Consider the following 18811-nt stretch of genomic DNA (forward strand, 5'->3'; position numbering starts at 1 on the left):
CTTCGCAGCTTCCATCAGTTCGGCAGATTGTGTCGGCACGCCAAGGAAACGGGTGATGTCATTGTCGCGGATAAGGCGCACGGCCTCCTGCGCGTCCCATTTGTGCATCAAGGTGATTTTGGCACCCGCTGGCAGGCTAAGCAGGAATAATGGATGTGTCGCCGTAACGTGGAACAATGGGGTGACCACCAATGCCGAAGGGCGGGGCGGTTCTGCGGCGTCCGGTGTGGGTGGGTCGATCAGCGGTGCCAGCACCGATTGCATCAGCCAGCTGAACACTGCGTTAACCGCGCCGCGATGGGTTTGAACCACACCTTTCGGGTCGCCAGTGGTGCCAGAGGAGTACATCACGGCAAAATCATCATCTGTGTCGATGGCCACTTTTGGGGCCTGATCGCTGGCCGCTCCGTCTCGCAGGCCGGTCAGGTCATGTTTGGTCTGGCCCTCGGCATCCCGCACACCGATCAGAGTCAGGTCCAGTTTTTCTTTCAGGGGTTTAAGGCGCTCCATGCGGGGGCCATCGGCAAACACCACCTTGGCGGCGCTGTCGGTCAGGGCATATTCCAATTCTTCGGTTGTCCACCAAGCGTTCACAAATACGACCACACCGCCGATGGACGAAATTGCCAGTATCAGCTTGAGCAGCTCAGGATAGTTGCGCATTGCGATAGCAACCCGGTCCCCTTTGCCCAAACCTAAACTGTCCTGCATCGCATGGGCCAGACGGTTCACCGATCCGGTGTAGTCTGCGTATGTATAACTTTCGTCTTCGTAGGCGATATATTCGAATTTCCCGTCGCCATGCCGTGCCCAGCCTGCGGCCATAAGGCCCGGTACTGTTGGTGGTATGTTGCGGAACGATTTGACAGTCACTCCGCGGACGTCAACAGTATCTACTGCAAATGTCGGGTCTGTCTCGATGACATGGCGTACTGCCTCTTCAGGTGTCATCGCTGTCATCTCAGCCAAAGGTATGCGTGCATGGTTCCCCCTCCCAAGGTAGCCCGCCGGTACTGGCGATTAATAGATCGCAGCCGACTCTGTGACACAGAGACTAGGCAGGAAATCAACCGGTGCCAATACCGCAGAACGGAACGTCATTCCACTTTTTGGGCTGCTTTTTGTCTGGCGAGACTCTGGTGTTTTTCGAATCCTCCGATATGGCACTGGCAAGTGTGAGACGGCGCATAAGACAGTGCTGCGCGGACGAGAAATGTTACAGGCGTGCCAGCTCTGCACAGGATGCTGGAAAAATCGCAATTTGCGTCGTAACAAGGGCGAAACCCGTTCAAAGGGTGCTTTCGAGAATGAAAAACCTGTCCAAGGAGTGTTTCGGATGGTGACCGGCTATCCCCTGACACCGTTGCAACACAGCATGTACGCCAGTTCCGCATTGGCGCATCGGCCCTGGCATTACGTTGAACAGATCGTTGTGCATATCGGTTCTGCTAAGCTGGATGTCGAGGCCATGGCGCGCGCTTGGTCCGAACTTTGCGCGGCCCATCCGGCGCTGCGCAATGTGATCAGCGACGGACCCAAAGGGGAGCTTTTGCAACACAGTGCAGAACCGGCAGCGATCATCCCCGCTCTGCACGATTGGCAGAAGTTGGATTCCGCAAAGAGCGATGCGGCGTTGCAGCAGTTTTTGGAGCAGGACCGCAAGGAAGGGATCGACGCCACGTCTTCTCCGGCGTTTCGGGTTGCCCTGTGTCGTACCGGTCAGGCGCAATCGGTGTTGGTCTGGAGCTTTCCGCACAGCTTGCTTGACGGGCGCGCCTTTGCACCGCTTTTGAATGCAGTATTCAAGCGCTATAGGGAACTCACTGAGGGCGCGGAAAACGGCACTCCGATTGCCCCGCAAGACAATCTCTTTGAGGCGCATTGCCGACATCTGGCTGCACTTGATCATGGCCCCGGCGAAGATCATTTCGCGCGCAGTCTTGCAGGATGGGAAGGCAGCGAAGGTCTGGTGCAGGACGGGGTGGCACCCACCCGCAAGAAGGAAGTGGCCTTTCACCTGAGCGCGGTGCAGACCAAAGCAGTGGCGCAGCTGGCCGCGCAGGCTGGTGTGACCAGCAGCACGGTTGTATCTGCCGTATGGGGGATTGTTCTGGCGCGCTTTTCTGGCCAGAGCGATGTGGTTATCGGGGCGACCCGCAATGGTCGCCATGTTATCGATGGTTCTGGCGACGCGGCTGGCTGCTTTATCACAACCGTGCCGATGCGGATAAAGCTGGCCCCGACACAGAGTTTCGGGGAGCTGTTGGCGGCGTTGCGTGCGGAGCAGGTTGCATTGCGCCCGTTTGAACATACACCGTTGACCAACATTAGCCGGCGTCTGGGGCTTGCGCCGGGTCGGTCGCTTTTTGACTCCGTTCTGATGTTTGACTTCGGCACTCTGCAAGAGCAGCTGCACTCCCTTGGTGGGGAGTGGGCAGAACGTCGGGTTGATCTGCTTGAGGAAGGGGACACGCCGGTCTCTATCGCCGCCTATATGGGGCAACAGTTAAAGATCGTCGTTGAATATGACCCTGCTCAGGTGCCCAATGGGCCCGGCCTTGGGCACGCTATGGTTCAGGTGTTGACGGGGTTGGGCGCGGTGACACCGGATACCGCCGTGGCTGCGTTGAATATGCTGACCACGGACCAGCAAGACCAGATTGTTACGCTGGCCGGTCCGGCCCAAGCGATACCTTCTCAAAGCGCGACAAGTCTCGACAGATTTGAACAGGTGGTGGCCGGCTTCCCTGACAGGATTGCCTTGATGCAGCCAGAGAACACCCCGCTAAGCTATGGGGCGTTGAATGATGCCGCGGATCGGTTGGCCGCGAACCTGATCGCAGCGGGTGTGCAAAAGGGCGATACTGTCGGTGTCTGTATGGTGCGCAGTATGGCGTTTATCACGGCCATGCTGGCGGTCTGGAAAACCGGCGCTGCATTTGTCCCGATGGATCCTGGGTATCCAAAAGCAACTTTGGACATTATCGCGCAGGACAGCGGGGCAAGGTTTGTCCTGACGGACGCCACAGCCCCGGCGCTTGATGCCCCGACACGTGATATTGCAACGTTGACTGACACGGATGCTTTGTTGCCCAAGGGGGCGCGGCCCAATGGGGATGACCTTGCTTATGTTATCTTTACCTCTGGGACGACGGGGCGGCCCAAGGGGGTGATGATCAGCCATACTGCGCTGGCCGCCCATGCCGATGCGATCATTCCGCATTTCGGCCTTACGCCGCAGGACCGTGTCTTGCAGTTTGCGGCCCTGAGTTTCGACGTGGCGCTGGAAGAGATTTTCCCAACATTGTTAAGTGGTGCCACATTGGTGTTGCGCAATGACGCCATGGCGCAATCAGTGCCCGAATTCCTAACCCAGTTGCAGGCGCTTGAAATCACGGTGAGCAACCTGCCAACAGGGTTCTGGGTCGCCTTGACAGAGATGCTGGACACCCATGATGTGGTCTTTCCGCCCAAGGTCAGGCTGATGATTGTCGGCGGGGAGCGGGTGCCGTTATCAGCGCTGAAACGTTGGCAGGCGCTGCTGCCGCAGGTCCGCTGGCTGAATGGATACGGGCCGACAGAAACCACAATCACCTGTACCACCCATGAGGCGACCGCCGCAGACCTGACTGGTGAAACCGTGCCAATCGGTCGGCCCCTGTCCCATGCCCGCGCCTGGGTTTTGGGGTGGGATGGCGGGTTGTTGCCCCCGGGTGTTGAGGGCGAATTGTTTATTTCTGGGCCTGCTGTGTCAAAAGGTTACATTGGTGATCCCGACCGCACTGCCCAAAGTTTTGCGCAGGCGCGGTTCGACCCTGATGTCGGGTGCATCTATGGCACAGGTGACCGTGTAAAGTGGCAGGGTGGCGTGCTGCATTATCTGGGCCGTATGGACCGCCAGATCAAATTGCGCGGTTTCCGCATTGAGCCGGGCCAGATCGAAGCCGCAATCGAAATGCAAAGCGGTGTCGAGCGCGCTCATGCTGATCTGTTCAGCCCCGCCTCGGGTCGGCAGCAATTGGTTGCATGGTACTCTGTTACAGGGGGCGGCGGCGCTGCGACACCGGAAGCCTTGAAAACCGCGATCACTGATGTTTTGCCACCCCAGATGCACCCTGTTCTGGTGCCCGTCGACACATGGCCGCAAACCGCGGGGGGTAAGGTTGATGTCGCCCGTCTGCCCGCGCCCGATCCCGGGGGTAGTATGGATGCGGTGGGCGGAAACGAAGCCCCCGAAGGCACGCTGGTTGAAGAGGTAATACAGCTGTTTCGCGATGTTTTGCAGGCTGAGAGTATCGGGCCGCAAACTTCGTTCTTTGATGCGGGTGGGGATTCACTGTCGCTCTTGCGGCTCATGCCCGAACTGGAACGCGCGTTTAAGCTCAAGCTGGAGCCCACAGCGATCTATACTGACCCAACACCGCAGGGTGTGGTGCGGGCGTTGATTGCACAGGATCCCGATCCGCTGGTGGTGATCCCGATACAGGAGAAAGGGACGCTGGCACCAATCTATGCGGTGCATGTGTTGGGCGATAACGGTTCTTATTTCCGACCTCTGTCAAAGGTGCTGGGTACCAAACAGCCGGTTTTCGGGTTAACGGTTGGGTTGCTGTCAAAGACCACCCCGACGACCGTGCCCGACATTGCACAATTCTATTTACGCCAGATCGAGCGGCACCATCCCGAAGGCCCGCTTTCCCTGATTGCCGTCTCGGCGGGAAGTTATGTGACGCTGGAACTGGCGCAATTGCTGCAAAAGGCGGGCCGTGACGTTCAGGCGCTGATCCTATTGGATGCAGAAGGACCGGCGGGGCGTGATCGTGTGGGTCGTCTGGCGCGGGTTGGTGTGCATCTGGGCGAAACCCTGCGTCATGGCTGGCCCTACATCACCAGACATCTTGCACTGCGTAAAGAAGCACGTGCGCAGGATGTATCGAAACAGCGGCTGCAATCCGATGATGGCGCATCAGCCGAAGTGCAGGCGGATGATCTGGGTGGGGTCAATGACTTTGTGGCTGCCAATCAGATTGCCATCGAAGCTTATGAGCCCCAACCCTATAGCAAGCGGTTGACCATTTTCAGGGCAGGTGACGATAGGTTCGACAGTAAAGAAGCGATCCGTAATGGGTTGGGCTGGGGCGGCATCGCGACTGCCGGTTTTGATCTGACGGATGTTCCGGGTGATCATCTGGGTATCCTTGCGGAGCCGAATGTACAAAGGCTTGGTGCAGAGATTGCCGCGCTGCTGAACGCCTTGGGCGCGGGTCGGGATTAATGCGCGTGAAGTGCGTCCGCTGATCCGGGCAGCAACATCATCACATCGTGCCAGTTCATCCAGACTGCGACAGCCCCCAACAGCAATGCAACCGGCAGGAACAAAAGGTCGTGCCGGTGGTCCCATGCACCATGCCGCCAAGCCAGCAGGGCGATGAACGGATGATAGAGCAGCAGCGCAATGACAAGGCCGGCGACCGCCCCGAATAATCCGTACAAACTGACCCCGATCAGAAAACCACCGGTGCTTAACAGTGCTTTGGTGAGGCTAACGCCAAAGAAGCCGCGTGAATCGCCGGTGGCAAGTGCGGCCTGATCATAGGTGAGTGACACCACGGTAATCATCTGGGCACTGGCCACGGCAACGATAATGCCACCGGCCGCCAGATAGCGGTCGTCGTATAACAACTGAACGATCCAGGGGCCGGCGATTGCAAGCACGAACAACACGGCAAGCATCAGTGCGGTGAGGTAGTAGCGCAGTTTGAACAAACGGTCACGGGCTGATCTGTCTTCGGCATTCAGGTGCTCGCGGTAAAGTGGGATCAACACGCGCGATGTGATCATCATACCCAGCATTAACGGGAAACTGGCCAGAAACATGCCGATATTGTAAATGCCCAGCCCTTCAATACTGAGGAACTTGCCCAGAATGGCGCGGTCGCCTTGCGATACCAGCAGTCCACAAATCGACGACAGGAAGATCCACAGGCCAAAGTGTAACAGTTCCGATCCGGCGGCCTTTTCCCAGCGAAGGCGGTTCCCGGGGCCCGGCAGGAACAACCACATAAAGGTCAGTCGTACGATTGCCGTGACGGTCCAGCCGGCCACCAGCGCCCATGTTGACCGGTTAACCCAGGCCAGGACCACCATCGAAATGATGCCAACCAGCGTCGCGGCCAGATCAAGCGCTGTGACTCGCCCGATCAGCAAATGCCGGTTGGCGGTTTCAACGCGAATGGGTTCTAGCGCTGCAAACAGTAGCGACACAGCCGCCACGGGCAACATCAAGGCGATGACAGGTTGTTCGTAAAAGGCAGCAGCCGGCAGGGCCAGCGCGCAGGCGGCAAGCCAGAGAACAAACCCGCGGATGATTTGTAACGTCCACGCGGTATCAAGAAAGGCCGGTTCGTCACCACGTTTGCTTTGCATGATGGATTGAGCGATGCCCATATCCGAAATCAGGGTCAGACCGATCAGCATCATGGTAACCAGCGCCATGATGCCGAAGGATTCAGGGAACAGCAGGCGGGCAAGGATCAGGTTCGAAACAAACCGCGCCCCTTGTGAGATCACAAAGGCAAGCGCCGTCCAGGTCGACCCGCGTGCCGCCCGCGCCAAAAGGGTTGTGCCGAAAAAGCCGCGTGCGTCTTTGGGCGCATCTGTTTCGCGCGGATTTACATTGTCAGAAATGGAATCGTCCCCCGACTGTCAGGGCTAAAGAGGGGACCAACTGTATTGCCATATCTGTAATACGCACGCGTTTTCCCATTCGGTATACCTTAGGAGGTGTTTTTCTGTAGCGCTCATCCCGAAAGAGGGGAAGCGGAAAGGCGCAACTATCCAGATCGGAGTTAACGCTGTGCGGCCTTGGGATCACGGGGAAAACGCCGCGAGTCTTCGCAAGATGTCTGCCACAATGGAAAAATAACAGCGACGGCAGGGCAGTATGCTGGTCAATGGGTCAAATCGAAATAGATGATCGTCCAAGCGGTTGTTGCGGCCCGTTCTGGGTCTGCAGCACAATATGAACGACGGCGGGCAGAGACACTATCCAAGCAGACCCCCGCCACAGAGAGGCCGGACGAAGATGAGTAAACCACATAACGATGCCTTGGCGCGCACCCGCGAAAGTGTAGCAGAAGAGAAGACGGTGAGAGACGCGTCCAAACTGTCCTCGCGCTTGATTTACGAAGTGATCCGCCGTGATGGCGAGGAGGAGCTAGAGCGCCCTGTCCGTTCTCTTATCTGGTCTGGTATTGCGGCCGGTATCATGATCAGTTTTTCGGTTCTGGGGGAAGCGATTTTCCGAACCTATCTGCCTGATACCCCGGGCAGCTATCTGGTTGAGAACCTTGGTTACAGCTTGGGGTTTTTGCTGGTTATCCTTGGCCGAATGCAGCTGTTTACCGAAAACACTATTACAACTGTCCTGCCATTGATGGTTGAACCAACCCGACGGAAATTTGCCGAGGTCGGGCGGCTGTGGCTGGTTGTTCTGTCTGCAAATGTTGTCGGTGCCTTCGCGATTGCAACGCTGTTTGCCCATACACCTGCGATCCCTGCCGAGCTGATGCCGGCATTGGTGTCCTTGTCGGAACATGCGGTCGGGATGCCGGCCGGCGAAAGTTTTGCACGCGCCGTTCCGGCGGGTATCCTGATTGCGGCGATTGTGTGGATGTTGCCGCAGGCGGAAAACGCAACTTTCTTTGTTATCCTTGTGTTTACTTGGCTTATCGCTGCCGGTGATTTTACCCATGTGGTCGCGGGATCGGTTGAAATGGCGTTGCTCGCCGTGCGGGGGGATCTTGGGTTTTATGCCGCTGTCTTTGAATTTTTCCTGCCTGTTCTAGGTGGCAATGTGGTTGGTGGCACCGCGATTTTTGCGATGATGGCTTGGGGGCAGGTGCGGCACGAACTGGCCCACACCGATCCGCAATGACGGGTGTTGATTTCGGGCCCTGCCTCTAAAGCAGCCAGAGTATGACGCCGGTTGCAACGGCCCCAAAGGTCAAGACAAACGCCAAGACCATCATCCGTTGATGTGACTGCGCTTCGACATCGTGGTCATTCATACGTTTTTGCGCCTGGCGGCATTTGGTCGCCGCCGCCCAGAAAATCAGGATCGCAACCACGATAAAAATCTCGGCGACACCTTTGGCAATCAGCGGATAATTTGTGTCTTTGAAAATGGCCTTTAGCCCCAGCGCGAGCGCGATGCAGGCCATCCCGGTGCGCATCCAGCCGGCAAAGGTGCGTTCATTTGCCAGAATGGTTCGGTCTTCGGCCCAAGCGGTTCGGGTGTCTGCCAATTCCTGCGAACTGGGATCTTTGGAAAGCTCTGTGTCGGGCATGGGCAATTTCCTTTTGTCGCCGTGGGAGCAAGGGCAGCGGATTGTCTTTCCTGTGTCCAGTCAGTCGGGGGCTGTTTACAACGCCTCTTATGCTACATGTTATGGCCGGATATCTCTGGAAATACATGGGTGCGTTTGACCACGCCGTAAACAAAACTGCTGTCGATTGAGCCGATTCCGCCAATCGACTGCAACCTGTCCCTGACAAATCGTTCATAGCCTTCGAGGTCACTGACCACGACCCGTAACATATAGTCTGACAAGCCGGTCATCACAAAACACTCAAGCACTTCGGGGATGCGTTTCATCTGTTCTTCGAAATGGTCAACGACATCTTTGGTGTGTTTCTCAAGACTGATCCGCACCATCACGGTGACGGGAAGCCCGTAGGCGCGGGCGTCAACATCAACGCTGTAGCCGGTGATCGCCTTGCTCTGTTCCAGCAGGCGCAGGCGGCGCAGACAGGGAGATGGCGAAAGATTCACCTCTGCGGCGAGGTCAAGGTTGGTCATCCGTCCGTTTTTTTGAAGGGTTCGGATGATTTTTCGGTCAATTGCGTCAAGTTGTGGCATTTTAAACCAATAATTATGATATTGTTGGGTGATTTAGCAATAAATGACCTCGGTTTCTAGTGGATAATGCTTTTGAAATCGAGGAGACAGCGATGCATTCCAGTGACTACGACTTTTCCACCCGCGCCATTCATCACGGCTATGATCCGCAATCCCATCAGGGTGCGCTGAATCCGCCAATCTATATGACGTCGACGTTTACTTTTGACAGTGCTGAGAGCGGCGGAGCGATGTTTGCCGGTGAGAAAGAGGGGCACTTTTACACGCGTATTTCCAACCCAACGCTGGATCATCTGGAACAACGGATTGCCAATCTTGAAAACGCGGAGGCCGGCCTGTGTACGGCATCAGGCATGGGCGCCATTACAGCGACCCTTTGGTCGTTTTTACAGGTCGGGGACGAGGTGGTTATCGACAAGACCTTGTATGGCTGCACCTTCGCTTTCCTAAGCCACGGCCTGCCGCGTTTTGGCATCAAGGTCATTTCGGTGGATATGACGAATCCCGAAAACGTCGCAGAGGCCATCAGCGCCAAGACCAAAGTTGTCTATTTCGAAACACCTGCAAACCCGAACAACCGTCTGGTTGATATCGCGAGGGTTTCAGAAATTGCCCATCGGGTAGGGGCCAAGGTGATTGTCGACAATACCTATGCCACGCCAGTGGTCACCCGTCCGATCGAACATGGTGCGGACATCGTGGTGCATTCCGCCACGAAGTTCCTAAGCGGGCATGGGGATGTGGTTGCTGGTCTGGTCGTTGGTAATCGCGAGGACATTACCCAGATCCGGCTGGTTGGCCTTAAGGACATGACCGGTGCGGTGATGTCACCGATGACGGCTATGCTTTTGTTGCGCGGGATCAAAACGCTTGAGCTGCGTATGGAGCGACACTGCCAATCCGCCTTCTTGGTGGCGCAGGCACTTGAAGCACATCCCGCGGTGCTGAGCGTGTCTTACCCGGGGTTGGACAGTTTCCCGCAAAAGGAGCTGGCGCGCCGGCAGATGGCTAATTTTGGCGGGATGATCCCGTTTGAAGTCAAAGGGGGCAAGGCAGGCGGGATTGCGATGATGAACCGCCTGAATCTTATCCACCGCGCGGTCAGCCTTGGGGATGCAGAAAGTCTGATCCAGCATCCGGCAAGCATGACCCATTCAACCTATTCACCGGAAGAACGCGCAGAACATGGTATCGCCGAGGGTCTGGTGCGTCTTTCAGTGGGGCTTGAGGGGGTGCAGGATATTATCGATGATCTGCATACCGCGCTTGGTGCGCATAACATGCAGGCGGCCTGATTTTCACAGGTCAACTCAGGGCGCAGGTTATCCACCAGCCTGCGCCCGCCCCCTAGACAAACGCCAGAGTATCGCCAGTGTTAACGCCACGATACTGCGCAGCAGGAGAGCCCCGCCATGACTGATATCAACCAAACACACCTCAAGACCATTGAGCAGCGTCTGTTGTGGCTGTCGCACTGGATGATCCACAATGCCAACCACATCCGACCCAAAGCCGACGGGATCAAGGTTGGTGGGCATCAGGCATCCTCTGCGTCGATGGTCTCAATTATGACGGCGCTGTATTTCAGCGCACTGCGCCCCGAAGACAGGGTTGCGGTTAAACCTCATGCCTCGCCGATCTTTCATGCGATTCAGTACCTTATGGGCAATCAGACCCGTGAAAAGATGGAGAGCTTCCGCGGTTTCCATGGCGTTCAAAGCTATCCCAGCCGGACCAAGGACATCGACGATGTCGATTTCTCGACTGGGTCCGTTGGTCTGGGAGTCGCGATCACGTCCTTTGCCTCAATTGTTCAGGATTACATCTCTGCCAAAAGCTGGGGCAATGACGTGGATTTGGGCAGAATGGTGGCTTTGGTCGGGGATGCTGAACTGGATGAAGGCAATATCTATGAGGCACTTCAGGAAGGGTGGAAAAACGATCTGCGCAATACGTGGTGGATCATCGACTATAACCGCCAGTCACTTGACGGGGTGGTGCGTGAAGGGTTGTTCAAACGCATCGAACAGATTTTCGACGCCTTTGGTTGGGATGTTGTGAAGGTCAAATACGGCGCATTGCAGCGTGCGGCGTTTCTGGAACCCGGTGGTGACAAACTGCGCGATTGGATTGATGGCTGTCCAAACCAGCTTTACTCGGCCCTGACCTTTATGGGGGGCGCGGTTTGGCGCAAACGCCTGATGGAGGAATTGGGAGATCAAGGCGACGTAAGCAAACTAATCGAAGCCCGCTCTGACGAGGCGCTGGCCGACCTGATGGAGAACCTTGGCGGTAACTGCGTTCAGACAATGGCCGAGACATTTGATGCCATCGACCACGACCGCCCGGTGTGCTTCCTCGCTTATACCGTCAAGGGGTGGGGCACACCGATTGCCGGGCACAAAGACAACCACGGCGGATTGATGAACAAGACCCAGATGACCGAATGGCAGCGCCATATGGGGGTTGCTGAAGGGGAGGAGTGGGAGAAATTCGCAACGGTTGATGATCCTGCTGCCTTGCAGAGCTTCCTTGACCGGACTGCGTTTTTTGCCAAAGGCCGGCGCCGTTATAACGACCAAGTGATTGACGTGCCGTTGATCGAGCTGGGCACAGATCGCGAGATTTCCACACAGATGGCCTTCGGCAAAGTGCTGGATGATCTGTCCAAGGGCAACAGCTCCCTTGCAGACCGTATTGTCACAATGTCGCCTGACGTGACCGGCACCACGAATCTTGGCCCTTGGGTTAACCGGCGCAAGCTTTTTGCACGCAAGGAACAGGCCGATACTTTTATCAACGAGAAAATTCCGTCGACAGCAAAATGGGAATTCACGCCCAAAGGCCAACACATCGAGCTGGGTATTGCCGAGATGAACCTGTTCCTTTTGCTGGGCGCGGCGGGTCTGTCGCATTCTCTGTGGGGTAAGCGTATCATTCCGATTGGAACGGTCTATGACCCGTTTGTCGCGCGTGGTTTGGATGCGTTGAACTATGCCTGTTATCAGGATGCGCGGTTTATGATTGTGGGCACGCCGTCGGGTGTCACTCTGGCCCCCGAAGGGGGCGCGCATCAATCCATCGGTTCCCCCCTTATCGGAATGAGTCAAGACGGGCTGGCGAGCTTTGAACCAGCGTTTTCCGACGAACTGGCCGTGATCATGAAATGGGCTTTTGAATACCTGCAAAAGGATGGCGACGGGGACCCCGACGAGCGCACATGGTTGCGCGATGAAACTGGTGGGTCGGTCTATTTGCGCCTGACCACCAATCCGATTGAACAACCTGGGCAACGTGGTGATGAGGATTTTCGCCAAGGGGCGATTGACGGGGCTTACTGGCTGCGCAAACCGGGCCCGAACTGCGAGGTCATTATTGCCTATCAAGGTGCAGTGGCCCCTGAAGCCATTAAGGCGGCGGGTATGATTGCAGAGGGGCGTCGCGATGTTGGCGTATTGGCGGTGACATCGGCGGACCGGCTGAACGCTGGCTGGACCGCCGCGCAGCGCGCCCGTTCACGTGGCAATGCGGCCGCACAAAGTCATATCGAAACCCTGCTTGGCGCTGTGCCACGCGATTGCAAGTTTGTCACGGTGATTGATGGCCATCCTGCAACCCTGTCGTGGCTGGGCGCGGTACAGGGCCACCAGACTGTGCCCTTGGGTGTCGAGCATTTCGGCCAGACAGGCACGATTGCTGACCTCTACAAACACTATGGTATTGATGCCAACTCCATTGTGCAAAAGGTCGCTGGCCTGACTGCGGGGCGGCGAAATTTTCGCCTGATCTCAGAGGGGTAAACCATAGCCGGCACAGGCCTTGCGTGATCTGTGCCGGTCATGGGTGTGGCGCTAGGCAATCTCGCGGGAATGCCAGACGTGTTTGATGCTCAGATAGTTGTCCAACCCTTCCGAGCCACCCTCACGTCCGTAGCCGCTTGATTTCACCCCGCCAAAGGGGGTTTCGGGCATAGAGGCCTCAAGCGTGTTAACCGAAAGATTGCCGACCTCGACGGAATCGATCATGCGGTCGATATAATCGGCACGGTTGGTGAATGCGTATCCCGCAAGGCCGTAAGGTACCGCGTTCGCCGCCGCTATTGCCGCATCCAGAGAGGCGACCGGATTAATGACCGCAAGCGGGCCAAAGGGTTCCTCCTGCATGATCTGCGCGCTGTCAGGTACATCCACAAGAACCGTTGGTTGAAAGAAATAGCCCTGCGTGCCATGGCGTGCCCCGCCTGTTGCGACGGTTGCGCCCTGTGCGCGGGCATCTTCCACCAAGGCGCTGAGCGCAGGCACACGGCGGTCATTAGCAAGCGGGCCCATTTCGACGCCGGCATCCATGCCATTGCCGACAACCGTCTGCGCGGCGCGGGCAACAAATGTTTCGGTGAACTCTTCAAAAATGCTGTCGTGGACAAAGAAGCGGGTGGGGGAGGTGCAGACCTGACCGGCATTGCGCATTTTGCGGATGGCACCAGAGCGGGCAGCGGCCTGAACATCGGTGTCTTCGCAGACAATCACCGGCGCATGTCCGCCCAGTTCCATCAACACTGAGGTCATGTTTTCCGACGCCAGTGTCGTCAGATGTCTGCCCACTGTGGTTGATCCGGTAAAGGCAACAAGGCGCACGGGATCTTGCGGAATAAGGTGGCCCGAGATTTCCGAGGGCTCTCCGAACACCAGGTTCAAAACCCCTGCGGGCAGGCCGGCATCCTCAAATGCCCGCGCGATATGGATCGCACCGGCGGGCGTTTCTTCAGCTGCTTTAAGGATAATCGAACATCCCGCCGCCAACGCGCCGGCAATTTTGCGGGCGGGTTGGCTCATCGGGAAGTTCCACGGTGAGAAGGCCGCGACAACGCCAATCGGCTGGTGATGCACGGCAAATTTATTCCCCGGTGCGGCAGGGATGATCCGCCCATAGGTGCGCATCGCTTCGCCCGCGTCCCATTCGAAAAACTCGGCACCGCGGATAACCTCCAGGCGGGCCTGTGCCAGCGGCTTGCCATGTTCCAGGGTAATCGATTGTGCGATTTCTTCCTGTCGGTCCCGCATAAGGCTGGCTGCGCGCAGAATGGTGTCGGCGCGCACGCGGGGGGAGGTCATGCTCCATGTCTTCAGGCCAGCCTCGGCGGCGGTCAACGCATCATCCAGATCCGCGATACCGGCGCAGGGCAGGCGGCCAAGCTCCTCTTCGGTGGCCGGATTGACAACCGGCATGTCCTGCTTTGTGGTGCGCCATTCGCCTGCAATAAACAATTTTAATTCAGGATACATCTGCCCCGGTCCTCATTGATATTTTCTCTGCCAGAACAAGTGAAGCTGACATTCAATTCAAGGTAATTGGCCGAATACAGCTATCACTTTGACGAATACCTGAGGCTTATCGGTGCGCGGCAGCCTGATGCAGGGCAAGGCGGAAAGCATGGCCCGCGGGCGACAGGCTTGAATCAGACCGGTATGAAACGCCGACCGGGCCACGGCCAAAAGGAACCGACCAGTCGAGGGCGCACATAAACCCTCTTTCGATGTCATGCGCGGCGACTTCTGCCGGCATCAAGCCGATCAGATCACGGGATTGCAGTAAGGCCCTGTTGGCCAGATAGGATACGGATTCGATCGCCAGCGGCGGTACATATTGGTCCTGACTGATGAAGAAATGATCGACTTGCCGGCGCAACGTTGTCTCTAGTGGCGGCAGAACCCAACCAAATGGGGTTGCATCCTGAAAGGTGACAGAGGCCTTGCTGGCCAGCGGGTGCTGCGGCCCGACAACCGCCTGAATACGGTCATCAAACAACGTCTCTTGCGTGATTTTGTCACGGAAACGGTGCGCAGGAAGCCGTCCGACAACCAGATCAATTTCTCCCGACAGCAGCGCGGGCATCAGAACCTCATTGGTGCCTTCGGTGATTTTGATCGCCACCTTAGGGCGGTCTTTTAGCAGGTTGTCGATGGCTTCGGGCAAAAGGCCGGTCGAGGCGGCAAGAAGCGTACCAATGACCACCCGTCCGGCGTTCCCTTCGTTCAGGTCGTCAAGTTCCTGGGCCGCATTCGACACCTGTGCAAAGATCAGCTTGCCGTGCCGTATCAGAGTTTCACCAAATACCGTTGGGATAACGCCACGGTTGGTTCGGCTAAACAGTTTGACCTCAAAATCCAGCTCTAGATCCTGAATCATTTTGGTTGCGGCGGGTTGCGAAATACCCAGTTCGCGAGCGGCGTTCTGGATATTGCCCTGTCGACCGACCGCAACAAGCAACCGCAGCTGGCGCAGCTTCAGCCGGGTCAGAGCCCGGTCAACAATGCGGGAATGTTTGGCAATCATAACGGCCCCTAAAGTGTAATTGGCTGGGTCAGCTGGTCCAGTTTGCTGAGGACGCTCATGGCGGCCAGTGCTGAACTGCGCGGATTGTCCGGCATCGACTTGCCGTTGATCTGAAAGGTAAATCGGCCAAAGGCCCCTGCGGCTTCGATCTGGTGGATGTTTTCGGTCACCTCTGCGTCAGCGATCAGGCGCACTTGGGTGGCGTCAAACCCCTTACCGGCCAAGGCAACCGCCGCCGCGACATTGGCATTCTTGGGATAGCGCAACGCGGCCTGTCGGGCGGTGCCTTCAAAATGGACTACCTCACCTGCAACAAGTGTGTCCAGATCGACCACGTCCTCGGCTGGCGAGCCTTTCCAGCCTTTCGGCGGCTTGCGCCCGACATAGGTTACATTTTCCATCATTCCGATCCGTGCAGCCTGTAAGCAATCAAGCGCGCCGATGGCCCCGCTGACCAGATGCAACCGCGCCTGCCCTGCTTTTGCGGCCTGCTCCAGTGCGGCATGTGTGTCCGGATCTGCCAGTGCGCCCAAGGAAACACTCATCAGGTCGAAGCCACGCCTTAGGATGGCCGGCCCGTGTTCAACAAGGGCGGCGTGGCCCGCGCAATCAATCACCAGATCAAGATCAGCCGGCAGATCGGCAACTGCCGCGACATAGAGGTCTGGGGCTTCTTGCACCCGCGCAGGGCGCACCAGTACGGCAGCCAGTGTTTCATCACGTGATGCCAACGCATCGCGCACGTAATTTGCGATTGCGCCCGTTCCGATCAAACCAATTTTCATTGCTCTCTCCTTGTTTTGAAACGGGTCTAACCTGAATTGGCTGCGCCTTGGTATAGATTATTTTTATACCCAGTTCGACCGTTTCGCATTGGTTTGACGACAAAACTGCGGCCTGCTGAGGGCAAGCGCAGAAGATACCAAACAAAGGCTGGAGCCGATGAAATACACAAAGAATGATGCCAAGGCCTATGCCCGTGAAAACATGCAGGGCATTTGGGCCGCGGCACTGACCCCTTTCAATGCTGACCTGTCAATTGACGAGGCCGGATTGCGGTCGAATATTCGCCATTGGGTGGATGACCTGGAAATCCAGGGGCTGTTTGTGGCCGGCAAACAGGGCGAGTTCTTTTCAATGAGCCTTGAGGAGCGCAAGCGGAACATCCAATTGGCGGTGGATGAATGTGGCGGCAAGGCTGGGGTGATTGCCTCGGTCTCTGATCAGAACATGAACACGGCACTGGAACTTGCCCATTACGCACAGGACTGTGGCGCCGATTACATCGTGGTCCATGCCCCGGTGCTGAGTTTCGTGCATGATCGCAGCGAGGTTTTGTATCAGTATTACAAACGCTTCTGTGATGAACTGGACATTGGCATCGCAATGTGGAGCCATCCCGACAGTGGTTATCTGATGCAACCTGACGAATGCGCACGGATTGCTGAGCTGCCCAATATTATGGCCATCAAATATTCAGTCCCGCGTGACATGTACGTGCAGCTGAGCCGGATGATCGGCGACAAGATCCATGTCTCTACATCGCTGGAAGACGATTGGCTGGACAACATCGAAGAACTGGATTGGAAGCTGTATCTGTGTTCCTCGCCACCCTACCAGTTGCAGACCGCTAATGACAAACGGATGCACGAATACACGCAGCTTGCCTTCGAAGGAAAACTCGACGCTGCCCGCAAAGTGCGCGACAGTCTTGATCCGGTGCGCGCCGCGATGGCGAACAGCCGACCTGCGGGCAAACCAACTGCTTTCGGGAAATACTGGCAAGAGTTGTTGGGTCAGGTTGGCGGGCCGGTACGCGCGCCTATGCTGGATCTGACAGCGGCTGAAAAAGCGGCGGTACAACGTGCATTCGACGGATGTGGCTTGAAAATCTAGGGCGACACTTGTCGGGCTGGCTATAACTTATTCAGATAGCTGCATCCCCAACTTTACTTTGCGGTTATGGGCAAAGTCACAGAAGTTTTCTTGAAAGGGAGAACACCATGTCAAAGCTGAAGGCCTTTAATTTCCGAAACTGGATTGACGAGCATCGCCACCTTTTGAAGCCGCCAGTCGGCAATCAACAAATCTGGGAAGATGCCGACCTTATGGTGACCGTCGTTGGCGGGCCGAACAAACGCACGGATTACCATGATGATCCGGTCGAAGAGTTTTTCTATCAGCTTGAGGGCAATATGGTTCTCAAGATTTTTGACGGTGAGGAATTCTACGACGTGCCGATCCGTGAGGGCGAGATTTTCTTGCTGCCACCTCATGTCCGGCACTCGCCGCAACGCCCCGAGGAAGGGTCTATCGGCTTGGTCGTCGAGCCCAAACGCCAGAAAGGCCAGTTGGACGCGGTCGAATGGTATTGCTTTGAGTGTGGCACAAAGGTGCATCGCGCCGAAATGCAGCTTGAATCCATCGTACGTGATTTGCCGCCGGTTTACGAAAGCTTCTATGCATCGACCGAGCTGCGTACCTGCCCGAATTGCCAGACGGTGCATCCGGGCAAGGAGCCGCCCGCTGGTTGGGTCACCGTCTAAGAACAAACAAAAACAGGGAGAATATAATGAAAAATACAATTAAACTCATCGCCTCCGCCGTCGCTCTGACAGCGTCTGTTGCAACCGCGCAGGCCGAGGAATTCCGCCTTGGGCTGATCACGCCCCCACCCCATATCTGGACAAAAGCGGCCGAGGCCTTTGGTACAGAACTGGCAGAGGCCAGCGATGGCGCGCACAGTGTGTCGGTCTTTCCGGCGCGTCAGCTTGGCAATGAAGCTGAGATGCTGCAACAGTTGCAGACCGGTGCCCTTGATATGGCGTTTATGACCGTGGCCGAGGTCTCGAACCGTGCGCCAGATCTGGGAGCCTTTTACGCGCCTTATCTTGCCAAAGACATCAGCCACGCAGGCCGCATCCTGCGCTCGGATACGGCGACCGGTTTGCTGGCACCCTTGGCAGGACAGGTTGGCGCTGTTGGGGTCGGCTATGGGATGGCGGGATTGCGTCAGATCGTCAGCCGTGGCGAAATTTCCAGCGCGGCAGATCTGGCCGGCTTGAAATTGCGGATCACGCCGTTTTCCCCGATCCTTGATTTCTATAACGCTGTCGGTGCTGCTCCAACCCCCATGCCGTTGCCATCGGTTTATGACGCTTTGGCCAACGGTCAAGTTGATGCCATCGACATGGATGCAGAGCTGATTTGGGTGCTGAAATACTACGAACACGCGGATACGGTTGTGCAGACCGATCATATGATGTTCCCGATGGTTGGCCTTGTTTCTGCCCGTGTCTGGGCCGGCATGTCCGAAGCGGATCGTACTATGATTGGTGATCTGATGGCGAAACACGTCGACAGCACCATCGACAGCTATATCGAACGCGAGGCAGGTTGGCTGGAACAGATCGAAGGGACCGATACGAAATATGTTAAAGTCGGCGCGGATTTCTTTGGCGATGCCGTGAACAAATGGAACGCTATTTGGTCTGAGAAAGCCACGTCCCTTGACGCCCTGCGTGCTGCTGCCGTGGCAACCGAATAAGTCATCTGTAT

14 protein-coding genes are annotated in these 18811 nt (G+C 56.7%); 7 read left to right on the plus strand and 7 right to left on the minus strand.

Annotation, left to right across the window (positions count from 1 at the left end; translation table 11 throughout):
• Positions 1-951 (minus strand): class I adenylate-forming enzyme family protein (locus tag HKX44_RS18790; RefSeq protein ID WP_276155659.1); only part of this gene is annotated, 951 nt, incomplete at its 3' end.
• A gap of 385 nt (positions 952-1336) precedes the next feature.
• Between HKX44_RS18790 and HKX44_RS18795 the strand changes: the two genes are divergently transcribed.
• A complete protein-coding gene (locus HKX44_RS18795; RefSeq protein ID WP_276153253.1) occupies positions 1337-5275 on the plus strand; it encodes an amino acid adenylation domain-containing protein in 3939 nt (1312 codons plus the stop codon).
• Here the strand turns inward: HKX44_RS18795 and HKX44_RS18800 are convergent.
• Positions 5272-6615, minus strand: coding sequence for an oligosaccharide flippase family protein (locus HKX44_RS18800; RefSeq protein WP_276152928.1), 1344 nt, complete (start codon positions 6613-6615; stop codon positions 5272-5274). The genes HKX44_RS18795 and HKX44_RS18800 overlap by 4 nt on opposite strands.
• 469 nt (positions 6616-7084) lie before the next feature.
• Between HKX44_RS18800 and HKX44_RS18805 the strand changes: the two genes are divergently transcribed.
• A complete protein-coding gene (locus HKX44_RS18805) occupies positions 7085-7936 on the plus strand; it encodes a formate/nitrite transporter family protein (protein ID WP_276152929.1) in 852 nt (283 codons plus the stop codon).
• A 25-nt stretch (positions 7937-7961) separates the two neighbouring features.
• On the opposite strand, the gene HKX44_RS18810 is transcribed toward HKX44_RS18805, so the two are convergent.
• Positions 7962-8348, minus strand: a complete 387-nt coding sequence (locus HKX44_RS18810; protein WP_276152930.1) for a DUF202 domain-containing protein — start codon at positions 8346-8348, stop codon at positions 7962-7964.
• 92 nt (positions 8349-8440) lie between these two features.
• A complete protein-coding gene (locus tag HKX44_RS18815) occupies positions 8441-8920 on the minus strand; it encodes an Lrp/AsnC family transcriptional regulator (RefSeq protein WP_276152931.1) in 480 nt (159 codons plus the stop codon).
• 92 nt (positions 8921-9012) lie between these two features.
• On the opposite strand from HKX44_RS18815, the gene HKX44_RS18820 reads away from it, so the two are divergent.
• Both HKX44_RS18820 and HKX44_RS18825 read left to right on the plus strand, forming a co-directional pair.
• Positions 9013-10215, plus strand: a complete 1203-nt coding sequence (locus tag HKX44_RS18820; RefSeq protein WP_276152932.1) for a methionine gamma-lyase — start codon at positions 9013-9015, stop codon at positions 10213-10215.
• A 117-nt stretch (positions 10216-10332) separates the two neighbouring features.
• Complete coding sequence (locus HKX44_RS18825) at positions 10333-12720, plus strand: 1-deoxy-D-xylulose-5-phosphate synthase N-terminal domain-containing protein (RefSeq protein ID WP_276152933.1); 2388 nt, start codon at positions 10333-10335, stop codon at positions 12718-12720.
• Between the two features lie 51 nt (positions 12721-12771).
• Here HKX44_RS18825 and HKX44_RS18830 read toward each other — a convergent pair whose 3' ends face one another.
• The 3 genes from HKX44_RS18830 to HKX44_RS18840 all read right to left on the minus strand — a co-directional run bounded on the left by HKX44_RS18830 (position 12772) and on the right by HKX44_RS18840 (position 16038).
• Positions 12772-14202 (minus strand): NAD-dependent succinate-semialdehyde dehydrogenase, encoded by a 1431-nt coding sequence (locus HKX44_RS18830; RefSeq protein WP_276152934.1) that lies wholly within the window; start codon positions 14200-14202, stop codon positions 12772-12774.
• A gap of 106 nt (positions 14203-14308) precedes the next feature.
• Positions 14309-15253, minus strand: a complete 945-nt coding sequence (locus HKX44_RS18835) for a LysR substrate-binding domain-containing protein (protein ID WP_276152935.1) — start codon at positions 15251-15253, stop codon at positions 14309-14311.
• Between the two features lie 8 nt (positions 15254-15261).
• Entirely contained in the window at positions 15262-16038 is a 777-nt protein-coding gene (locus HKX44_RS18840) for an aspartate dehydrogenase (RefSeq protein ID WP_276152936.1), read from the minus strand.
• A 157-nt stretch (positions 16039-16195) separates the two neighbouring features.
• Between HKX44_RS18840 and HKX44_RS18845 the strand changes: the two genes are divergently transcribed.
• The 3 genes from HKX44_RS18845 to HKX44_RS18855 all read left to right on the plus strand — a co-directional run bounded on the left by HKX44_RS18845 (position 16196) and on the right by HKX44_RS18855 (position 18800).
• On the plus strand, positions 16196-17149 hold the full coding sequence (locus tag HKX44_RS18845; protein WP_276152937.1) for a dihydrodipicolinate synthase family protein: 954 nt from the start codon (positions 16196-16198) through the stop codon (positions 17147-17149).
• A 107-nt stretch (positions 17150-17256) separates the two neighbouring features.
• The gene (locus tag HKX44_RS18850) at positions 17257-17799 is read left to right on the plus strand and encodes a 3-hydroxyanthranilate 3,4-dioxygenase (protein WP_276152938.1); all 543 of its coding nucleotides are present in this window, start codon (positions 17257-17259) and stop codon (positions 17797-17799) included.
• Positions 17800-17825: 26 nt separating this feature from the next.
• Entirely contained in the window at positions 17826-18800 is a 975-nt protein-coding gene (locus tag HKX44_RS18855; protein ID WP_276152939.1) for a TRAP transporter substrate-binding protein, read from the plus strand.
• The last annotated feature ends 11 nt before the right edge of the window (positions 18801-18811 follow it).

The sequence above is a fragment of the Sulfitobacter sp. M05 genome (assembly GCF_029285175.1).
Classification (GTDB): Bacteria; Pseudomonadota; Alphaproteobacteria; order Rhodobacterales; family Rhodobacteraceae; genus Sulfitobacter.